The 19,118-nt window shown below is 60.0% G+C and carries 20 protein-coding genes; 15 read left to right on the forward strand and 5 right to left on the reverse strand.

The window, feature by feature from the left end; genetic code table 11:
* Positions 1-164: 164 nt before the first annotated feature.
* From purE to DXC52_RS03665, 3 genes are all read left to right on the forward strand, one after another.
* Positions 165-629 carry a 5-(carboxyamino)imidazole ribonucleotide mutase gene (purE, locus tag DXC52_RS03655; protein ID WP_006235810.1) on the forward strand — a complete coding sequence of 155 codons (465 nt, stop codon included), beginning with the start codon at positions 165-167 and terminating at the stop codon, positions 627-629.
* Between the two features lie 35 nt (positions 630-664).
* Positions 665-1,663, forward strand: a complete 999-nt coding sequence (locus DXC52_RS03660) for a class B sortase (protein WP_117746183.1) — start codon at positions 665-667, stop codon at positions 1,661-1,663.
* A 67-nt stretch (positions 1,664-1,730) separates the two neighbouring features.
* Positions 1,731-2,147, forward strand: a complete 417-nt coding sequence (locus DXC52_RS03665; RefSeq protein ID WP_229025831.1) for a molybdenum cofactor biosynthesis protein MoaE — start codon at positions 1,731-1,733, stop codon at positions 2,145-2,147.
* 106 nt (positions 2,148-2,253) lie between these two features.
* Here the strand turns inward: DXC52_RS03665 and DXC52_RS03670 are convergent, their stop codons facing one another.
* A complete protein-coding gene (locus tag DXC52_RS03670) occupies positions 2,254-3,483 on the reverse strand; it encodes a putative ABC transporter permease (protein ID WP_117746185.1) in 1,230 nt (409 codons plus the stop codon).
* 294 nt (positions 3,484-3,777) lie between these two features.
* Between DXC52_RS03670 and DXC52_RS03675 the strand changes: the two genes are divergently transcribed.
* The 11 genes from DXC52_RS03675 to DXC52_RS03725 all read left to right on the forward strand — a co-directional run bounded on the left by DXC52_RS03675 (position 3,778) and on the right by DXC52_RS03725 (position 13,855).
* Positions 3,778-5,448: an amidophosphoribosyltransferase gene (locus tag DXC52_RS03675; RefSeq protein WP_117746186.1), complete on the forward strand. Its 1,671-nt coding sequence runs from the start codon at positions 3,778-3,780 to the stop codon at positions 5,446-5,448.
* A 157-nt stretch (positions 5,449-5,605) separates the two neighbouring features.
* Positions 5,606-6,709: a phosphoribosylformylglycinamidine cyclo-ligase gene (gene purM / locus DXC52_RS03680; protein ID WP_117655823.1), complete on the forward strand. Its 1,104-nt coding sequence runs from the start codon at positions 5,606-5,608 to the stop codon at positions 6,707-6,709.
* Positions 6,699-7,400: a phosphoribosylglycinamide formyltransferase gene (purN, locus tag DXC52_RS03685; RefSeq protein WP_055285383.1), complete on the forward strand. Its 702-nt coding sequence runs from the start codon at positions 6,699-6,701 to the stop codon at positions 7,398-7,400. Before purM ends, purN begins: the two co-directional genes overlap by 11 nt.
* A 152-nt stretch (positions 7,401-7,552) precedes the next feature.
* Positions 7,553-8,017 carry a PTS sugar transporter subunit IIA gene (locus DXC52_RS03690; protein ID WP_117746187.1) on the forward strand — a complete coding sequence of 155 codons (465 nt, stop codon included), beginning with the start codon at positions 7,553-7,555 and terminating at the stop codon, positions 8,015-8,017.
* A 170-nt stretch (positions 8,018-8,187) separates the two neighbouring features.
* On the forward strand, positions 8,188-9,408 hold the full coding sequence (locus DXC52_RS03695) for a peptidylprolyl isomerase (protein ID WP_117746188.1): 1,221 nt from the start codon (positions 8,188-8,190) through the stop codon (positions 9,406-9,408).
* 54 nt (positions 9,409-9,462) lie between these two features.
* Positions 9,463-9,906 (forward strand): GatB/YqeY domain-containing protein, encoded by a 444-nt coding sequence (locus tag DXC52_RS03700; RefSeq protein WP_055310319.1) that lies wholly within the window; start codon positions 9,463-9,465, stop codon positions 9,904-9,906.
* 247 nt (positions 9,907-10,153) lie between these two features.
* Positions 10,154-10,885, forward strand: a complete 732-nt coding sequence (locus tag DXC52_RS03705) for an amino acid ABC transporter ATP-binding protein (RefSeq protein ID WP_022094215.1) — start codon at positions 10,154-10,156, stop codon at positions 10,883-10,885.
* An 8-nt stretch (positions 10,886-10,893) separates the two neighbouring features.
* Positions 10,894-11,769: a transporter substrate-binding domain-containing protein gene (locus DXC52_RS03710; RefSeq protein WP_117746189.1), complete on the forward strand. Its 876-nt coding sequence runs from the start codon at positions 10,894-10,896 to the stop codon at positions 11,767-11,769.
* Between the two features lie 25 nt (positions 11,770-11,794).
* Positions 11,795-12,541, forward strand: coding sequence for an amino acid ABC transporter permease (locus tag DXC52_RS03715; protein WP_022094217.1), 747 nt, complete (start codon positions 11,795-11,797; stop codon positions 12,539-12,541).
* Between the two features lie 3 nt (positions 12,542-12,544).
* Positions 12,545-13,183: an amino acid ABC transporter permease gene (locus tag DXC52_RS03720; RefSeq protein WP_055285379.1), complete on the forward strand. Its 639-nt coding sequence runs from the start codon at positions 12,545-12,547 to the stop codon at positions 13,181-13,183.
* Positions 13,184-13,231: 48 nt separating this feature from the next.
* Positions 13,232-13,855, forward strand: a complete 624-nt coding sequence (locus DXC52_RS03725) for an AAA family ATPase (protein ID WP_117746190.1) — start codon at positions 13,232-13,234, stop codon at positions 13,853-13,855.
* 126 nt (positions 13,856-13,981) lie between these two features.
* On the opposite strand, the gene gltA is transcribed toward DXC52_RS03725, so the two are convergent.
* From gltA to DXC52_RS03745, 4 genes are all read right to left on the reverse strand, one after another.
* Complete coding sequence (gene gltA / locus DXC52_RS03730) at positions 13,982-15,391, reverse strand: NADPH-dependent glutamate synthase (RefSeq protein ID WP_022094914.1); 1,410 nt, start codon at positions 15,389-15,391, stop codon at positions 13,982-13,984.
* Positions 15,382-16,221 carry a sulfide/dihydroorotate dehydrogenase-like FAD/NAD-binding protein gene (locus DXC52_RS03735; RefSeq protein ID WP_006235793.1) on the reverse strand — a complete coding sequence of 280 codons (840 nt, stop codon included), beginning with the start codon at positions 16,219-16,221 and terminating at the stop codon, positions 15,382-15,384. Before DXC52_RS03735 ends, gltA begins: the two co-directional genes overlap by 10 nt.
* 374 nt (positions 16,222-16,595) lie before the next feature.
* Positions 16,596-17,225, reverse strand: a complete 630-nt coding sequence (pth, locus tag DXC52_RS03740) for an aminoacyl-tRNA hydrolase (RefSeq protein WP_199409443.1) — start codon at positions 17,223-17,225, stop codon at positions 16,596-16,598.
* 351 nt (positions 17,226-17,576) lie between these two features.
* A complete protein-coding gene (locus DXC52_RS03745; RefSeq protein ID WP_233504786.1) occupies positions 17,577-18,593 on the reverse strand; it encodes an endonuclease domain-containing protein in 1,017 nt (338 codons plus the stop codon).
* A 266-nt stretch (positions 18,594-18,859) separates the two neighbouring features.
* Here DXC52_RS03745 and DXC52_RS03750 point away from each other — a divergent pair, with 266 nt between their 5' ends.
* Complete coding sequence (locus DXC52_RS03750) at positions 18,860-19,063, forward strand: hypothetical protein (RefSeq protein ID WP_117655732.1); 204 nt, start codon at positions 18,860-18,862, stop codon at positions 19,061-19,063.
* The last annotated feature ends 55 nt before the right edge of the window (positions 19,064-19,118 follow it).

Genomic DNA, 19,118 nt, shown 5'->3' on the forward strand with positions numbered 1-19,118 from the left:
TGTTTTCATCTGAACGACTTTGCGAAGCAACCGGAGTGAAGATGAAAACACCAGACCGCCGCGGGGCACCCGCAGACCGCAGGGACGGGAGAAGCTATACTACTCTCAGTAGTTAAGGGTCGCGGATCCGCCGCGTCGCCGCTCTCAACAGGAGGTCTTTGTTTATGGCAGATCAAAAGCCGGTCGTCGGGATCATCATGGGTTCCAAGTCCGATCTGGGCGTTATGGAAGGTTGCACCGCCGAGCTCGAGGCGCTGGGTGTGCCCTATGAGCTCGTCATTGCGAGCGCACACCGCACGCCGGCGAAGGTCCACGAGTGGGCCTCGACTGCCGCCGATCGCGGTATCAAAGTGATTATCGCCGCCGCCGGCAAGGCTGCTCACCTGGGTGGTGTCGTGGCTGCCTTTACGCCGCTGCCGGTTATCGGCGTGCCTATGAAGACAAGTGACCTGGGCGGTATGGATTCGCTGCTGTCGATGGTGCAGATGCCTTCGGGTGTGCCCGTGGCCTGCGTTGCCATCAACGGCGCCAAGAACGCCGCTATCTATGCTACGCAGATCCTGGGCGCCTGCGACCCCGAGTATCGCAAGGTTATCGAGAAGATGAAGCAGGAGATGGCCGACGCCTAGGCGTTCCGCCGTTTCACCGCAGTATAAGGAGAGCCATGTCCGACTATCAGGGAAAACGATTCAAGGCTTCTCAGATTCCCGATCCGTCGAAGCCAGGTGCTGCCCGTGCGGCACAGCAGGGTCGGACATCCTCTCCTCAGCAGCCGCGCGCGCCGCGTTCTGTAACGCCGACGTCCCATCGCCGTCAGGATACGCCGGCTGCGTATCGCCCTTCGTCTTATAGCACCGCTAAGAAGCCGCCCCGGTCTTCATCGCATGCCGCGCCGTCGGATTATACCGAGCCGCCGCGCAAAAAGCGCCGCTCCATCATTCCCATTCTGCTCATCATCATCGGTATCGGTCTGATTGTTGCCGCCGCTGCCATCTTTATCAATGCGCAGATCGGTTACAAGCAGGCGAGCGAGTCGTACCAAAAGATCGAAGAGCAATATGCGCCCGCTAAGGACGCCAGCGGCGTGCCGGTTATCGACTTTAATGCCCTTGCCCAGACAAATCCCGAGGTCGTCGGTTGGATTTACGCACCGGGCACCAACATTAACTATCCAGTAGTGCAGGCTACTGATAACTCCAAGTACCTCAACACGTTGTTCGATGGCACGTCCAACGCATCGGGTGCTATCTTCTTGGATTACGAGGACAATGCGCCCGGCATGGTGGATCAGCAGACTACGATCTATGGTCACCACATGAACGACGGATCGATGTTCAATGTGATCTCGGACACGACCGATCAGGCGACGTTCGACAGCATAGAGTACGTGTATTACATCACGCGCGACGCCACCTATAAGCTGCGTCCGCTGGCGACCAAAGTTGTCGAGGACACGTATGCCAAGGCGCGCATACCCAATTTTGAGGGCGACGACGGGCTCAAGAACTACCTGTCCGAGATGCTCGACGGTGCCTCTGCCGTGGCGAGCGATGCCACCGATCGTGCTGCTTCGGCAACCAAGGTCGTAACGCTTGTGACCTGTCGTTCGTTATCGCTGAGCAACACGCGTGCTGTCATGGTGCTCACGCCGGTCGAGGAATAAGTTGTTCGAGAGTAGCTAAAAAAGCCCCGTTCCAAATTGGCTACTCGACGACGGTAAGGGAGAAATGATGCTCGAGAACGGCAAATCGATGCCTTCGGTTGATGCTTGGCTGCGCGAAGCCAAGGCCGATGTTTCGGCGGCTGATTGTGGGATGTACCTGACACACAACGGTGTGGTGCGCGCGACGCCCAAGGCCGAAGTGCGCGGAGTCGAGACCGATGGCGTGGCGCCAGGCCACAAGGTGGGCGGCATGGTGTTTGGCTTCGATGCCGAAAAGGTGCAGGCCGCTATCGAGGCGACGCGCACGATGCCGGGTATCGGCTATGTGCGCGTGTGGCTGGCGAGCGGCGAGCTTACCGTGGGCGACGACATCATGCTCGTGCTCATTGGCGGAGACATTCGCCCGCATGTGGTCGATGCGCTGCAGTCGCTCGTCGGCACCATCAAGAACGAGTGCGTGAGCGAGGTCGAGCGCGAGGCGTAAGGCCTCGTCGGCAATCCGAGTCTGTCTATAGCGAAAGCCCGCCGGCAGTTCATGTAGATCTGCCAGCGGGCTTTGATGTGTTGGAGCTATTTTGCTCTGGCGTTTGCTACACGCGTGTGGCGTCCTTGGGGCTCATGGTCATACTCTGAAAACGGTTCTCCATATATTCGTTATCGAAATGCTTGTCATAGAACTGTGCGACGGGAATATTTCGAACGGTTCCGTTGACGCGCTGATACCAATAGTCGAGCGATTGCAACGTCATGACGCCGTCGATCAACATGACGGCGGTCAGGATGACGGTAGCAGAGTAGCGGCGTTTCCATGGAATCATATTGATGAGCTTAAGCAGGTGCGGCAGCAAGACCTTGATCCAGATGAGGCCACCCAGGCCCCACATGCAGGCAAACGGCGTGCATGTGCGTCCCCCGGTCAATACCGCGATGGGATCGGGCATGCCGAATAGCCTAATGTGTGAATAGCTCCACGACACCACGCCAAATGAGGTCTGCATAAACCAGCCTACAAACACCTCGAAAGCGCCGCCGATCAGGGCACTTACCAGGAAAATGATCAGAGGATTCTTTTTATAGAAGCGGTTGAGCGCCATGGTCATGAGCACCGCGCCAAATCCGTAGATGGGGCTAAAGGGGCCAAATAGCATACCGGCACGGTCCTGATAGACGCCGGGATCGACGACGACCATATGCCAGACTTCCTCGAGAATGAGACCTAACACGCTGCAGACGAAGAATACCCAGAACAGGTTGAAGTAGTTGAGCTTGATGTAGCCCTCGCCGGTTTCGTCGCGGCCGAGCATCCCCTCGGCGGCGGCATCGCGGTCGAGCATCTCTTGCAGACGGCGCTGCAGTTCGCGCTCCTGGCGTAGCGTGGGGTCGACGGTGGCCGACAGCGCAATGAGGATGACAAGCTGGACGGCGGGGCGCAGCAGGAAGGGTCCGATGCCCTGGAGCATCACGTCAACTAAAAGCTCGACGACGGTAAACGCGATAAGGATGTAGGAAAGACGGGCGGCGTTGCGGCGCTGGTTCTTGATGAGGTCCAGGCCAAAGATGATCAAGATGACGGCACTGGCAGCCGAGAGCATGATGCCGGCGACGGTAAGGCCGACTGCGACGAGCGTGTTGTCGCCGAGGTTGGCGGCGGCGTTGCCGTTGATGAGCGCGGTGATGACCTGCCACATAAAGGCGCCGACCGACGGGAGCGTACCAACACCGGACAGGATGCACAGGACGGCATACACCTTAATGATGAGGGGGATCTTCTTGACCTCCGTGACGCTGGGGACGCTGGGGTCGAGTTCGTTTCGATCCATACATAACCTTTCTCGTTTTGCTGTAGGTACAAGGATACGCCGCCGACCTGCTAAAAGACAGGACAAACGACCCAATTGCAGCAATGTAAGCCCTAGCGGTGGACGAGACGCGTCGCGACGGAAGCATGCGGGATCGTCGGCCCCGAGGCGGTTGCCCAATAAAATGTTTGGCTGCAAAACGGATTATAAGCTCGGTGGGCTTTTAAAAAGCGCTGTTCATGCGCGGGAGTGCTTGTCTTGCCGTGCGTATAATAGGGCAGGTAACGCCAAATAACGAGGCTCTGAGGGGATGCCATGTCTCAAGAAACCATCCGCGCGGCCGAGCGTGCCGCGGGACAGGTGAAGACCATGTCGACGTATGATCCGGACTCCGACCAGCTGCATGAGGAATGCGGCATTTTTGGTGTGTGGGCACCCGATCGCGATGTGGCTCGACTGACGTACTTTGGTCTGCGCGCGCTACAGCATCGCGGCCAGGAATCGGCGGGAATCGCCGTGGGTGATGGCGGCACGGTTATGGTTCGCAAGGACCTGGGCCTGCTCGACCGCGTGTTCTCCAACGCCGACCTGTCGACACTCTCCGGCCAGCTGGCCGTGGGCCACGTGCGCTATGGCACTGCCGGTGCCAAGAGCTGGGAGGCCTCTCAGCCGCACCTCTCTACCATCAATAGCGTCATTATCGCGCTCGCGCACAACGGTACCCTCGTCAACACCGACGAGCTGCGCCGCCAGCTGATCGAGCTGGGCGTGCCGTTCCTTTCCAATTCGGATTCCGAGGTCGCGACTAAGCTTATCGGTTACTTTACTCAGCGTACAGGCCATCTACGCGAGGGCATTCGCAAGACCATGGAGCTCGTGCGCGGCGGCTATGCCATGACGCTCATCAACGAGCAGGCGCTCTACGCATTCCGCGATCCGCACGGCATTCGCCCGCTCGTGCTGGGCAAGCTGGTGGACGAGGGTCTGGACCAAGCCGATGCCGCATCCGTTTCGCAGCTGCCGTCGCAGGACGGCGCCGCGACGGTCGACGCCACCACCCATGTCACCCGCGCCGGCGGCTGGGTCGTTGCTTCCGAGACGTGCGCGCTCGACATTGTGGGCGCCGAGTTTGTTCGTGACGTCCGTCCCGGCGAGATCTTGCGCATCAGCGCCGAGGGCCTTGTGTCCGAGCAGGGCGTGCCTGCCGCCGAAGAGCCTGCTAACTGCATCTTTGAGCAGGTCTACTTCGCTCGCCCCGACTCCATCATGAACGGCAAGAGCGTCTACGCCTGCCGTTATGACATGGGTCGTCAGCTGGCACACGAGGAGCCCGTCGAGGCCGACCTGGTCATCGGCGTGCCCGATTCCGGCCTGCCGCCCGCGGAGGGTTATTCGCACGAGAGCGGTATTCCCTTTGGCGAGGGCCTTATCAAGAACCGCTACGTGGGCCGTACGTTTATCGAACCCACGCAGGAGCTGCGCGCCATGGGCGTGCGTATGAAACTCAACCCGCTGCGCGACAACATCGAGGGCAAGCGCCTGGTCGTCATCGACGACTCCATCGTGCGCGGCACCACCATGGTGCAGCTCGTCAAGATGCTACGCAACGCCGGCGCCAAGGAGATTCATATCCGCATCAACTCACCCGAGGTTATCTGGCCGTGCTTCTACGGTATCGATACCGACGTGCAGTCGCAGCTTATCAGCGCCAACAAGACGGTCGACGAGATTTGCGAGTATATCGGCGCCGATTCGCTGGCCTTCCTTTCGGTCGAGGGCCTGCTTAAGGTCATGCCCAAGGGCGGTTACTGCGATGCGTGCTTTACCGGCCGCTACCCCGTGGCGATTCCCGAGAGTTTTGGCCGCGACAAGTTCATGGAGGGCTTTAAGCCCCGCAACCTGGACAAGCCGCTGCACTTTGATGACGACGCCGTGGTCGAGAAATACGACGACCGCAGCTGGGAAGAGGAGCACGGCGAGGCCTAAAGCCTGCCATGTAGGGACAGGTTTATTTTGGTAGGTTTTACCTGCTGTTTTGTTGATATGACGGCGCGCGTTGTTATGGCGCGCGCCGAAATGAACGCAACTATGAGCACCGTTTGGCGCCCGCGCGGCGCCACGGTAGTGGGAGAGGAAAGCTCAGATGAGCGACAGCAAGCATGTGACGTATGAGGATGCCGGCGTCGATACCGCCGAGGGCGGCCGCGCCGTCGACGCGATTAAGCAGATGGTCAAGGACACCAATCGCCCCGAGGTTATCGGCGGCATCGGCGGCTTCGGTGGCCTGTTCTCGGCTGCCGCGCTTAAGGATATGGAAGACCCGATTCTGATTAGCGGTACCGACGGCGTGGGCACCAAGCTCGTGCTCGCCCAGATCATGGATCGCCACGAGACGGTGGGCCAGGACCTGGTCGCTATGTGCGTCAACGACATTCTGGCTTCGGGCGCCGAGCCGCTGTTCTTCCTGGACTACGTTGCCATCGGCCACATCGAGGCCGAGCACATGGCAAAGATCATCAAGGGCGTGGCCGATGGCTGTAAGCTCGCGGGCTGCGCGCTCGTGGGCGGTGAGATGGCCGAGCACCCCGGCGTCATGGCTCCGGCCGACTACGACCTTGCCGGCTTTACCGTGGGCGTCGTCGACCGTCCCAAGATGCTCGACCCCGCAAACGTCCGCCCGGGCGATGTGATCCTGGGCCTGCCTTCCACCGGCGTGCACTCCAACGGCTACTCGCTCGTGCGCAAGGTCATCGGCGTCGACGGCATTAAGCCGGGCACGCCCGAGGCCGCCGCTAAGGCGGAGGAGCTGAGCCGTCCGCTCGAGGAGCTCGGCGGTGCTTCGCTGGCAGACGCCCTGCTGGCTCCCACGCGCATCTACGTCAAGCCGATTCTGGAGCTGCTGCGCGGCGGCGCTCCGGTGCACGCCATTGCCCACATCACTGGCGGCGGTATTACCGAGAACCTCAACCGCGCGCTCGCCGACGACGTCGACGCCGTGGTCACCCGCAACGGTGCCGAGATGGGCTGGGACGTTCCTCCCGTCATCACCTACGTGTCGCGCCAGGCCGAGCTCGCGCCCAACGAGGCATGCAAGACCTTCAACATGGGCGTCGGCCTGTGCCTGATCGTCGCTCCCGAGGACGAGGCCGCGGTGACCGAGGCCCTGGTCGCGCTGGGCGAGAAGCCGTTCCGCGTGGGCGAGTGCGTCGAGGGCTCCGGTAAGGTCGTGTACTCCGATGAGCGCTAACGAGCAGATGGCTGCTGCCGAGGGCCTGGGCTTTGTGCCCTACACCCGTCCGACCGGCACCGATACGGCCGAGCCGCTCAAGATCGGTGTGCTCATCAGCGGTTCGGGTACCAACCTGCAGGCGCTGATCGATCTGATCGCCGCCGGCAAGCTCAACGCTTCGATTGAGCTTGTGGTGTCGAGCCGTCCTTCGGCTAAGGGTTTGCAGCGCGCTGAGCGCGCGGGCATCCAGACGCTCACGCTGTCCAAGGATGTCTATGCCGACCCCATCGCCGCCGACGAGATCATCGCGCACGAGCTGCTCGAGCGCGGCTGCGAATATGTGGTCATGGCCGGTTACATGCGCATGGTGCACACGCCGCTGCTGGCGGCGTTTCCCAACCGCGTGGTCAACTTGCATCCGGCACTGCTGCCGAGCTTTACCGGCGCGCATGCGATCGACGATGCCTTTGCGCGCGGCGTCAAGGTAACCGGTGTGACCGTGCACTTTGCCAACGAGATCTACGACAACGGCCCCATCATCGCCCAGCGCGCGCTGGCTGTCGAGGAAGGTTGGGATGTCGACACGCTCGAGGAGCACATCCACGCGATTGAGCACGTGCTGTATCCCGAGGTTGTTCAGATGCTCGCCGACGGCCGCGTCCACGTGCTGGAGAGCGGCAAGGTCGCAATTGACGCGCCTCGCGGCTAGCGGCGCACAGTACAATTTAGCCGAGTAGTCAGGGTGGTCATTGGCGCCAAGGCGCGCGTGGCCACCTTTTGTTTTGGGTAGTCATCGGGAACGGGCTTTAACGACTGGTCATTCAAGAACGTCGCAGGTGACTAGGTGAGAGAGGTGAGCGCATGGCGGATAACGAAGCGCTGTTTACGCCTGAGCTGGTGTTTTTTGATTGGGAGTGTGCGACGCCGGATGAGGTGTTCGCGCGGCTCGAGGGCGAGCTTGCACCACGTGGCTACATTGCATCCGGTTGGCTCGACGCCGTTCGCACGCGCGAGGATGCCTATCCCACGGGTCTTGCCATGCCGGCGGCAAACATTGCCATTCCGCATACCGATCCGGGGTTTGTGGCCAAGCCCTATATCGCGGTGGTGAAGCCCGCCGCGCCCGTGACATTTAACGCTATGGCTGGCATGGGCGCTCCGGTGTCGGCGCAGATCGTCATTAATCTGGGCATCGCCGAGCCGGGAGGCCAGGTCGAAGCCCTGCAGGCGCTCATGAACATCTTTATGGACGCCGATGCCGCAGCCGACGTGCTCGGCCAGACCACGTCCCAGGGCATGGTCGACGCCATCCGCCGCCACTTCTAAGGTGGGGCTGAGTCGGCACTTGGGGACTGTCCCTAACTGCCGGCTGCCAGAGCTGTCCCCTTTGCACCAAAATGGTGCAGATTAATCTGTCCCCAATGCACCAAGCGTGCCGCGGGGGCTGCGTTGTGACACAATGGCGTTTGTTCGATTCGTTATGCGAAAGGCCAACTATGGCAAATAAGAAAAAGAACTCCGAGGCCGCGCCGACGCCCGAGCAGCAGGCCCGCGCTGCCTCCAGCTCTCGCAAGAAGCAGCGCAAGACGTACGTGTCTAAGACCGTCAAGATCGTTCTGGTGGTCATCGGCGTGCTGGCGATGCTGCTTTCCGTCTCGGCGATGGCGTGCTCCGGCCTTATGTCGCAGGCTGAGGACACCTCGGGCTACAAGCTGACCGGCGGTGTTGCTGCCACTATCAACGGCACCAACCTTACCGAGGACACCGTGACCAAGCAGATCATGAGCATGCGCACGTCCTACGGCTACACCAAGGATGAGGATTGGGCGCAGTATCTGGTTGACAACGACCTCACGCCCAAGAAGTACCGCAAGCAACTCATCGACTCCTACACGCAGCAGATTCTGCTTCAACAGGCACAGAAGGAGAACGGCGTGACGGTGTCGGACGAGGAGGTCGAGAAGGCTTGGAAGGACGCGTGCAAGAGCGCGGGCGGTGCCAAGGCCTTTAAGAAGACCCTCAAGACCTACGGCTATACCGAGGACACCTACAAGGACTCGCTCAAGGAGAGTCTGGCACAGCAAAAGCTCAAGGACGCCGTGGCGCCCACCAGCAAGCCCAAGGACAGCGAGATTGTCGATTACATCAACGAAAACCTGTCCAGCTACAACGACGCCCGCCGCTCGTCGAACATCCTGATCAAGGTTGATTCCGACGCTTCCGACGAGGACAAGGCTGCCGCCAAGGCCAAGGCGCAGGAGTGCCTGGACAAGATCAACTCCGGTGAGCTGAGCTTTGAGGACGCCGTTGAGCAGTACTCCGAGGACACCGGTTCCAAGGAGAAGAAGGGCGATGTGGGCTGGGATAAGCTTACCACCTTCGTCGACAGCTACCAGACGGCGCTCGAGGGGCTCAACAAGGGCGACGTGAGCGACGTGGTCGAGTCGACGTACGGTTACCATGTCATCAAGTGCACCGACTACTTCCATGTCGATAATCAGGTTGATGATATCAACCAGGTGCCCAAGGCCATCAAGAAGTATGTCTCCAACGTGGTGAAGACGCAGGCGGCCAGCACCGCGTACAGCGAGTGGCTAGAGCAGTACAAGAAGGATGCCGACATCACCGTTAATCCCATGCCCAAGGACGCACCCTATAACGTGAGTCTGAAGGGCGTCACCAAGAGCTCGACCGACGATTCGTCGACGACTGAGTAATCATGGGGCGGTGCTCGCACGAGTGCCGCCCACGCTATTAGAGAGGATTTGCAGATGACCAACGAAGAGCTGCAGAAAGAAATGATCGCGGCCATGAAGGCCAAGGACAAGGTTCGCCTGTCCATCATTCGCCAGGTCAAGGCCGAGGTGAAGAATATCGAGGTTAACGAGCGCCGCGATGTGACCGAGGAAGACGTCAACAGCATGATCAAGCGCCTGATCAAGCAGACGAGCGAGACGCTGGAGATGTCCATCAAGGCCGGCACCGACCAGGAGCGTACCGACAACCTGACCGAGCAGGTCAAGATCCTGGAGAGCCTGCTGCCCGCGCAGGTTTCGGGCGAGGAGCTCGAGGCCCTGATCGAGCAGGTTATCGCCGAGCTGGGCGCCACGTCCAAGAAGCAGATGGGCCAGGTCATGGGTGCCCTGGGCAAGGCCACCGGCGGCAACTTCGATAAGCCGGCCGCAGCAAAGATCGTCGGAGCCCGCCTCGCGTAGGGGCCGAGTGGCACACAGTTGAGGCGGAGGGGGCGTGGCCGTCATGGTCGCGCCCCTTTTTGCTGGGCTGGGCACTCATTGGGGACAGGCTTAAATGAGTGCCCAATGAGCAGGTACTCATTTAAGTCTGTCCCCAATGAGTGGGTGGAAGGTTGCGGGTTCTTTACGGGAATGTAGTGTGGGCTGCGGAAACGTGGTTCTTTCCGTACAATAGTTCAACTCATGTAAACGCAGGGAAGGGACATTCATGGCAGACATGATCGAGATCAAGCATCTCAACAAGTACTTTGGCGACCTGCATGTGCTCAAAGATATCAACCTCACCGTCAAACGTGGCGAGAAGCTCGTAATGATCGGGCCTTCCGGCTCGGGTAAATCGACGCTCATCCGTTGCGTCGATTATCTGGAGGAGCCCACGTCGGGCGAGGTTGTCATCGACGGTACGCCGCTCACCAAAAAGAATCACCTGGAGATGGCTCGCAAGTATAGTTCCATGGTGTTTCAGCAGTTCAACCTGTATCCCAACATGACGGTGCTGGGCAACCTGACGCTCGCGCCCATCAAACTGCAAAAGAAGAGCAAGGAGGAGGCGACCGAGATCGCCATCGCTGCGCTCAAGCGCGTCGGCATGGCACATAAGGCCGGCGAGTATCCGCAGAATCTCTCGGGTGGTCAGCAGCAGCGCATCGCCATCGCCCGTGCCCTGTGCACCAAGCAGCCCATCATCCTGTTTGACGAGCCGACCTCGGCGCTCGACCCCGAGATGGTCCAGGAGGTTCTGGACGTTATGATTGAGCTCGCGCAGGAGGACATCACCATGATCTGCGTGACGCACGAGATGGGTTTTGCGCGTCAGGTGGCCGACCGCGTCATCTTTATGGAGGACGGCCGCATTCTGGAGGAGGGCACGCCCGAGCACTTCTTCGATAACCCCGAGAACCCGCGCTGCCGCGAGTTCCTGTCCAAGATTCTGCACTAGGCGCGGTGATGGACATGACGGATATGACGAGGGCGGCCGTGTCGCGCCGTCACTTTTTGCGGCTGGCGGGCGCCGGCATGCTTGCGCTGACGGGGACCGCGCTTACCGGTTGCGGCAACTCCACCAGCGGCGAGGGCTCCGACAAGGGCTCTAAGCTTGCGGCCATCAAGTCGCGTGGACATCTGAATGCCGGCGTTAAGAAGGATGTTCCCGGCTACGGCTATTACGACACCGCCAAGGGTCGCTTTGAGGGCATGGAAGTCGATTTGTGCTACCAGATCGCCGCTGCCGTCTTTGGCGTGAGCTACAAGGAGGCCCGTGCCCAGGAGCTTGTCGAGTTTAACGACGTAACACCCAAGACGCGCGGCCCGCTGATCGATAACGGCCAGCTTGACGTGGTCGCGGCGACCTACACCATCACCGACGAGCGCAAGAAGAGCTGGGATTTCTCGACGCCGTACCGCACCGACTACGTGGGGCTCATGGTCAAGAAGCGTTCGGGCTTTACCTCGATTGAGGATCTGGACGGCAAGGTCATCGGCGTGAGCCAGGGTGCTACCACGCAGGGCCTGATCGAGCAGATGATCAAGGACAACGGCTTTAGCTGCAAGCCAGAGTTTAGGGCCTTTAGCGGCTATCCCATCATCAAGAGCTCGCTCGACGCCGGCAATATCGACGTCTTTGCCATGGACCGCTCCACGCTGGCCGGTTACATGAACGAGACCGTTGAGCTGCTGCAGCCCGAGGTCAAGTTTGGCGAGCAGGGCTACGGCGTGGCGACCAAGAAGGGCTGCGACCTTTCGGCCGTGGTCGATCAGGTGATTTGCGATCGCCTGGCCGACGGCTGGCTCGACCAAGAGGTCAAGACCTGGGGTCTTGTATAGGCGCATCGTCCAAGGAAGGAATCAAATGCTCGAAGGATTATTTGACGCCGACCGTTGGTCGACGACATTTCAAAATATGGGGCCCTTCTGGGAGGGCTTTGGCGTGACGCTGCAAGTGGTCGTTGCCGGCCTGCTGTTGTCGCTGGTGCTGGGCACGCTGCTGGGCGTGTTCTCTACCACTCGCTCGCGCGTGCTGCGCGCCATAAGCCGCGTGTACGTGGAGTTTTACCAGAACACCCCGTTGCCCGTGCAGGTGCTCTTTATGTACATGGCCGGTCCGCAGTTTTTGCAGGCCATAACCGGTGCCGACCAGCCGGTGCGCATCGCGCCGTTCGTGCTGGGCTTCTTGGGCGTGGGTCTGTATCACGCGGCCTACATTTCGGAGGTCATCCGCACTGGTATCGAGGCGGTTCCGCGCGGTCAGATGGAGGCGGCCCAGAGCCAGGGCTTCACCCGTGCGCAGGCGTACTGGTACATCGTACTGCCCCAGACATTCAAGATCATTCTGCCGCCGCTGTGCAACCAGGCGCTCAACCTGGTCAAGAATACGTCGGTGCTGGCGCTTGTGGCCGGCGGCGACCTTATGTACCGTTCCGACAACTTTGTGAGTCTGTACGGTTACCTGCAGGGATACATCGTCTGCTGCCTTATGTACTTCATCATCTGCTTTCCGCTCGCCATACTGGTGCAGTGGCTCGAGCGCCGCTCCAAGGAGCGTCCGCGCGGTGTGAGCCTGGCCGAGCTGGGGCTCGACAACGTAGAGGAGGCCTAGCGCATGGAAATCTTCAACGCGACCAACCTGCTCTACATTTGGGGCGGCTTTGTTAAGACGATCGAGATCTCGGCGCTGTCGATCTTTTTCTCGCTCATCTTTGGCACGGTGCTGGCGCTCGTTAAAAGTTATGCGCCCCGTCCATTCCGTATTTTGGTGAGCGCCTATATCGAGCTGTTCCGTTGCACGCCAAACCTGCTGTGGATCCTGTTTATCTACTTTACGGTGCAGGGTTTGGACATTGTGATTTCGACCATCGCCTTTACGCTGTTTACCAGCGCTGTTATGGCCGAGATTGTGCGCGGAGGCCTCAACTCGATTCCGCGCGGCCAGTTTGAGGCAGCGCAGAGCCAGGGTTTTGGCTTCTTTGCCACCATGCGCTACATCATTCTGCCCCAGACGTTTAAGACGATCATTCCGGCGCTGTTTAGCCAGTGCACGACCGTCATCAAGGACAGCTCGTATCTTTCGGGCATTAACGTGGCCGAGCTCATGTACACGGCCAACGTCGTGATGGCCCACGCGATCGATCTGTCGCAGGTGCTTATGCTCTACGGCCTGGTGTTTGCGATGTACTTTGTGCTCAACTTTGGTATCTCGCTGCTGGTCCGAGCGTATCAACGTCGTATTGTGGCAGCGTAGAATGTGACAAAGGGACTGTCCCTTTGTCACATAGAGAAAGGAATCGCGATGAGCGATCTGGAGAATAAGAAGAATCCTGTGGTCATTACCATCGCGCGCGACTTTGGCGCCGAGGGCCACGAGATTGGTCGTATCCTCGCCGATGAGCTGGGGATTCCGCTGTACGATAACGAGCTGCTGGTGCGTGCTTCGCTGCGCGCGGGCGAGTCGCTCGACAAGATGGCCGCCTACGACGAGCGCCTGGCCGTGGAGAACATGGCGTTTCTGCCCGACCGCTACGATGCGCGTTCGTACTCGGACAAGTTGTTCCAAAAGATGAGCCAGGTGATTTTGGATCTGGGTGAGACCGAGAGCTGCATTATCGAAGGCCGTCTGTCCGATTATCTGCTGCGCAACAACCCCAACCACATCGCCGTGCTGGTGACTGCGCCCTTTGAGGACCGCGTCGAGATCGTGCGCAAGAAGCGCGGTCTCAACAAAAAGAAGGGCGCCAAGCTGGTCAAGCAGCAGCAGAAGGCGCGCGAGGCGTTCTATAAGCGCTACAGTGCCGGAAAGTGGAAGATGACGAGCGGTAAAGACATCGTCGTCAACCGCGCCAAGCTGGGCCGCGAGGGTTGCAAAGACGTTATTGCCGCAGCCTACCGCTACAAAGTAGCGCAGCTCGAAGACTAACCGACCAAAACCATCACAAAGGTGCCTGTCCCCATCGTGGTGGTTGGGTGGTCGGCATAGAAAAAGTCCCCGCCGGGCGTGTGCTCGACGGGGACTTTGCCGTTTGGTGGTTAGCGCTGTAGGTGATTACTCGCCCAGCAGGCTCTTGGTGATGGAGGCAGCGGCCTTCTTGCCGGCGCCCATCGCCAGAATGACCGTAGCGGCACCGGTGACGATGTCGCCGCCGGCCCAGATGCGGGGATCGGTGGTCTGGCCGGTCTCCTCGTCGGCGACGATGTAGCCCCACTTGTTGAGCTCCATCTTGCCGCCGATCTTCTTTGCGAAGGGGTTGGCGTTGGTGCCGATAGCCGAGATTGCGACGTCGCAGGGAATCTCCTCGATGGCGCCCTCGATGGGCACCGGGCGACGACGGCCGGACTCGTCGGGCTCTCCGAGCTCCATCTTCTGGACCTTGACGGCGCACACGGAGCCGTCCTCGCCAGCGACAAACTCGAGCGGGGAGACGAGCGGCAGAACCTCGACGCCCTCGGCCTTAGCGTGGTGCAGCTCGGCGCGACGGCAGGGCATCTCGTCCTCGGTACGACGGTAGGCGATGATGGCGTGCTCGGCGCCCAGACGCTTGGCGGTACGGACGGCGTCCATAGCCACGTTGCCGCCACCAAAGACGACGACGTTCTTGCCGTGCTTGGTGGGGGTGTCGTACTCGGGGAACTTGTTGGCCTTCATCAGGTTCACGCGGGTGAGGTACTCGTTCGCGAAGAAGACGTTGGGCAGGTTCTCGCCGGGGACGTTGAGGAACTTGGGCAGGCCAGCGCCGGTCGCCACGTAGATGGCGTCGAAGCCCTGCTCGAACAGCTCCTCGGCCGTGGCCATGTTGCCCACGACGGAGTTGTACTCAAACTTGACGCCCATGTCCTCCAGGCCGTCAATCTCGCGCTTGACGACTGCCTTGGGCAGACGGAACTCGGGGATGCCGTAGACCAGCACGCCGCCGCCGGTGAAGAAGGCCTCAAAGACGGTGACGTCAAAGCCGTTGCGGGCGAGCTCGCCGGCGCAGGTGATGCCGGACGGGCCGGAGCCAACGACGGCGACCTTCTTGCCGTTCTTGGGGGCCATCTTGGGCGTGGAGGCGAGCTCGGGGCGGTCACCCAGGAAGCGCTCGAGCTGGCCGATGGCCACGGGCTCGGACTTCTTACCACGGATGCACTTGCCCTCGCACTGGTTCTCCTGCGGGCAGACGCGGCCGCAGATGGCGGGAAGCATGGAGTCCTCGCGGATGGTATCGAGAGCGCCGCCGAAGTCCTTCGCGCGGATCTGCTCGATAAAGCGGGGAATGTTGATGTTGACAGGGCAGCCCTCAACACAGAACGGCTTCTTGCAGTTGAGGCAGCGCTCAGCCTCGGCCAGCGCCATCTCCTCGGTGAAGCCCTTGTCGACGGGGCGGAAGTCGCAGGCGCGCTCGGCAGCCGGCTCCTCGTTATCGGGGGTGCGGGGCGACTTCATATCGGCAACGAAACGACCGTTAACTAGTGGCATGCGCAGCTCTTTTCCTCATAGGCCTTGAGGGACTCGCCCTCTTCGGAACGGTAAGCGGCCTGGCGGGCACGAAGGTCATCCCAGTCGACCAGGGTGGCATCGAAGTCGGGGCCGTCGACGCAAGCGAACTTGGTCACGCCGCCCACCTCGACGCGGCAGCAGCCGCACATACCGGTGCCGTCAACCATGATGGGGTTGAGGGACGCGGTGATGGGGGTGTCGTATTTCTGGGCGGTGAGGGTCGAGAACTTCATCATCGGAACGGGGCCGACGCAGAAGACCTGGCTCACGGCCTTGTCCTGCAGCAGGCGCTCCAGCGGAGCGGTGACAACGCCCTGCTCGCCGTAGGAGCCGTCGTCAGTGGTGATGTGGATGTGGTCCTCGTCGAGGAGCTCGCGGAACTGGTCCTCCATAAGCAGGAGGTCCTTGGTGCGGGCGCCCATGATGGCGTGCACCTCGTGGCCGGTCTCGACCAGGTGCTTGGCGACCGGGAAGGCAATTGCCAGGCCGACGCCGCCGCCAATGACGGCGCAGGGGCCCTCGGCCATCTCGGTGGGAACGCCCAGCGGGCCCACGACGTCGCGCAGCGACTCGCCGGCCTCGTAGGTGGAAAGCATCTCGGTGGTCTTGCCGATCACCATGAAGATGAACTCGACCCAGCCCTCGTCACCGTTCCAGCCGGCCAGGGTAAACGGGACACGCTCGCCCGTCTCGTTGGCGCGAACCATGAGGAACTGTCCAGCGTGCGCATGCTTGGCGATTGCAGGCGCCTCGATGCGGAACTTGAACACCTTCTCCGAGAACTGCGTCTTCTCCAGGATCTTATACATAGAACCCCTCTCTTGTTAGGGCCGCCGAACCGTGCCTCCACGGAAATGGACGGTAGCCCGAATAAAACCGTACGCGCACAGGCGTTGTGCAGACATACGGTGCAAATTATACCCTCATGGCAATGTCGCTTACGTGTTTCTTTGGCAGGTGGGAAAAGGGTTTATCCACTTCGGCCTACCAAAAAGGGACAGGTTTATTTTGGTCGGTTTTATCAGGCAAAACGGCAAAGGGGGCCGGCCTCGGGTTGTGATGAGGCCGGCCCCATTTGGGGTGCTATGCATGTATGTCGGCGCGCGGTTGATTGCGATGCCGCAACTGGGGCGTTTCCGCAGGTAAAACCTGCCAAAATAAACCTGTTCCTAAATGATAGGTTTTAGTGCTTGCCGTTGGCGGAGGCGGCGCCGTTGACATGGTCGCGGGCATAGACCACGCCGCGCACGATCGCCAGGCCGGCGGCGTCGGCCGCGCGGGCGCAGGTGTCCTGGAAATCCTCGGCCTCGCGGGCGCGCAGCTGCTTAAGAACGTAGTCGGCGACGGCCATCTTGCCGGGAGGGTTGCCGATGCCGGTGCGGATGCGGTTGAAGTCGCGGCTGCCCATCTTGTCGATGATGGAACGCAGGCCGTTGTGACCGGCATGGCCGCCGCCCACCTTAACACGCACGTCGCCGGCGGGAATGTCGAGCTCGTCGTGGATTACGAGCAGCTCCTCGGCCTTGATTTTGTACTCGCGGCAAAGCTTGGAGATGGGGCCGCCTGAGGTGTTCATGTACGACTGCGGCTTGACCAGCACAATCTGGCGCTTGCCACCCTCTTCCTCGGGATCGTTGATGTTGATGAGCGCGACCTCGGCGCCTGCCTGGTTTTTCCAGTACGTGACACCGGCCTGACGGGCCAACTCGTCGATCGCTTTGAAGCCAGCGTTGTGGCGGGTCTCGGCATACTCATCACCAGGGTTGCCAAGTCCGGCAACCATGCGAATCTTAAGCGGCTGTGCAGCTGCCATGTTCATCCTTTCGTTGATTTGTCGCCTGCTATGGTGAGCGACCCTGTTGCCGCTGTCAAATGGAGGGTAATTGAGGGCGTTTGGGGGCGTTTGGACGGACGTCGAAATCCAAGGTGGACAGTTAGTTCAGATACGTATAAGTTCTGAGGACTCGAATTACTCAATTCAATGCCGATACGTTGTTTTGGAGCTTTAGTTAGTCCATATGGCGCTGTTTTGAAGTCTACCCTGCCTTCAAATAGGGCGAATGGTATAGAGATAGCTGCAAAACAGTCTAATTCAATGCGTCCATTTATACGTATTTGAACTAACTGCCCAGCCCTGCTCGACGGCGCACGGGTGATTCGCCGTTTAGACCGGCGCGAGGCCGGTTCCGGCCCGCAGAGCGTTGAGCCAAGCGGCCTGACGCTTGCGATAGCCCTTGATACGGTACCGGAATCGGACTCCTGCGAGTCGATGCATCGTTTGGGCGAAGGCTTCGAGTGCAACAAGGTCTTTCATTTGGTCGCGATTGATAACCAGGACGTGGATGCCCATGGCCTTGAGGCCATTATTTCGATTGCCATCGTGGATGCGAGCGTTTTGAAGCTCATGCCCAATTCCGTTGTATTCGTTGTCGACTCCGGCTGCCGGGCAATATAGGTCGCAGATGGCATAGGGGATGCCCGAGGACATGTTGACCGCAAGAGTATCGAAGTCGATTCGATGGTTGAGTAGCAGGCCTCCCATGGGCAGGCTGCAACATCCGAATCCGCCAAAGCGCATGGGCGCTCCGAGAACGGCAAACATTAGGGATTCGGCTGGGGATGCGGATCCAGCCCGGGCGAGTTTGACTGCCGTGCGAAACGAGGCGTATGAGCTACTTTTGGCGAACCGTGCGACCGCCTCGAGCTCTTCGATGGTCGTGGCGGGCTCGCATTTGTAGTGCGCCTGTTCATAGCGGGTTTCGTTCTGTTGTTCGGCCGCTGACTGGTTGCCCAGGCAATCAAGATCGCCCGTCGCTTCGTAGCCATCGCCCTTGGGCCAGATGTCGTCATGGGCAATGGGGTATGTTGCCCCGGGAGGAAGGGAGTAAGTTCCGACCAGTTCCATGAGAAGCATCAAGGTTTTGGCGACTGATTCATTTTTAGAACAAAGCATGGCTGTCATGGCAGGAGACGTTGCGTAGATGTCGGCCTCGACGTGCATAATTGCACCTTCAGGAAGCGGAGCGGAGAGAATATGCTGAAGAAGTCGCTTGTCGGGGCGTCGGTTGCCTTCGTTTGAAACGAGAAGATCGAGCAGCTCGGAATCATCTTCATTCCAGGCGTCGAGTATCGAAAGTGCGCCAAAGTCTATCGCGTCATTATTGGGAATGCAGCTAGCCAAGGCCTGTGCTTGCTGTTCACTATCAATGGAGCTCCAGGGTAGGGCAGAGTACGCCCGTCGTGCGCGACGAATTGCGCGGAGGGCGGAGAAATGTGAAATCACGGTCGTCATAGCTATAACGTACTAAGTTGGCGGCAGAATGCGACCGCCATACCGTTCTTTTCGCTCAGCGGGGTGCTGGGCGCCATGAACGGCCGGGTGTTAGGAAATCGGTGGAATCGGTTGAGGGGATTGCAGGAAATTGAGCTCTGCCGAGAAGGTTGACGATGGCTACTGGACAGTTAGTTCAGATACGTATAAGGCGGCGGGCGTTCGAGGTGTTTCTAAGGGCCTTCGAGGGCGATTTGAAGATAATATATGCGGCGGTTGTACTCGAAAACGATGAGCTTCGGGCGGCATGGCATCCGCCGGGGAGCTCAGAAGGCTCCGAACGGACCTTTGGAGCTTTAAAAAATACGTATCTGAACTAACTTTCCAGGGCGGATTGGCGAGGAATAGAAAAAGGGTCGGAAGCGAGCTTCCGAC

Source organism: Collinsella sp. TF05-9AC (genome assembly GCF_003438495.1).
Lineage (GTDB): Bacteria > Actinomycetota > Coriobacteriia > Coriobacteriales > Coriobacteriaceae > Collinsella.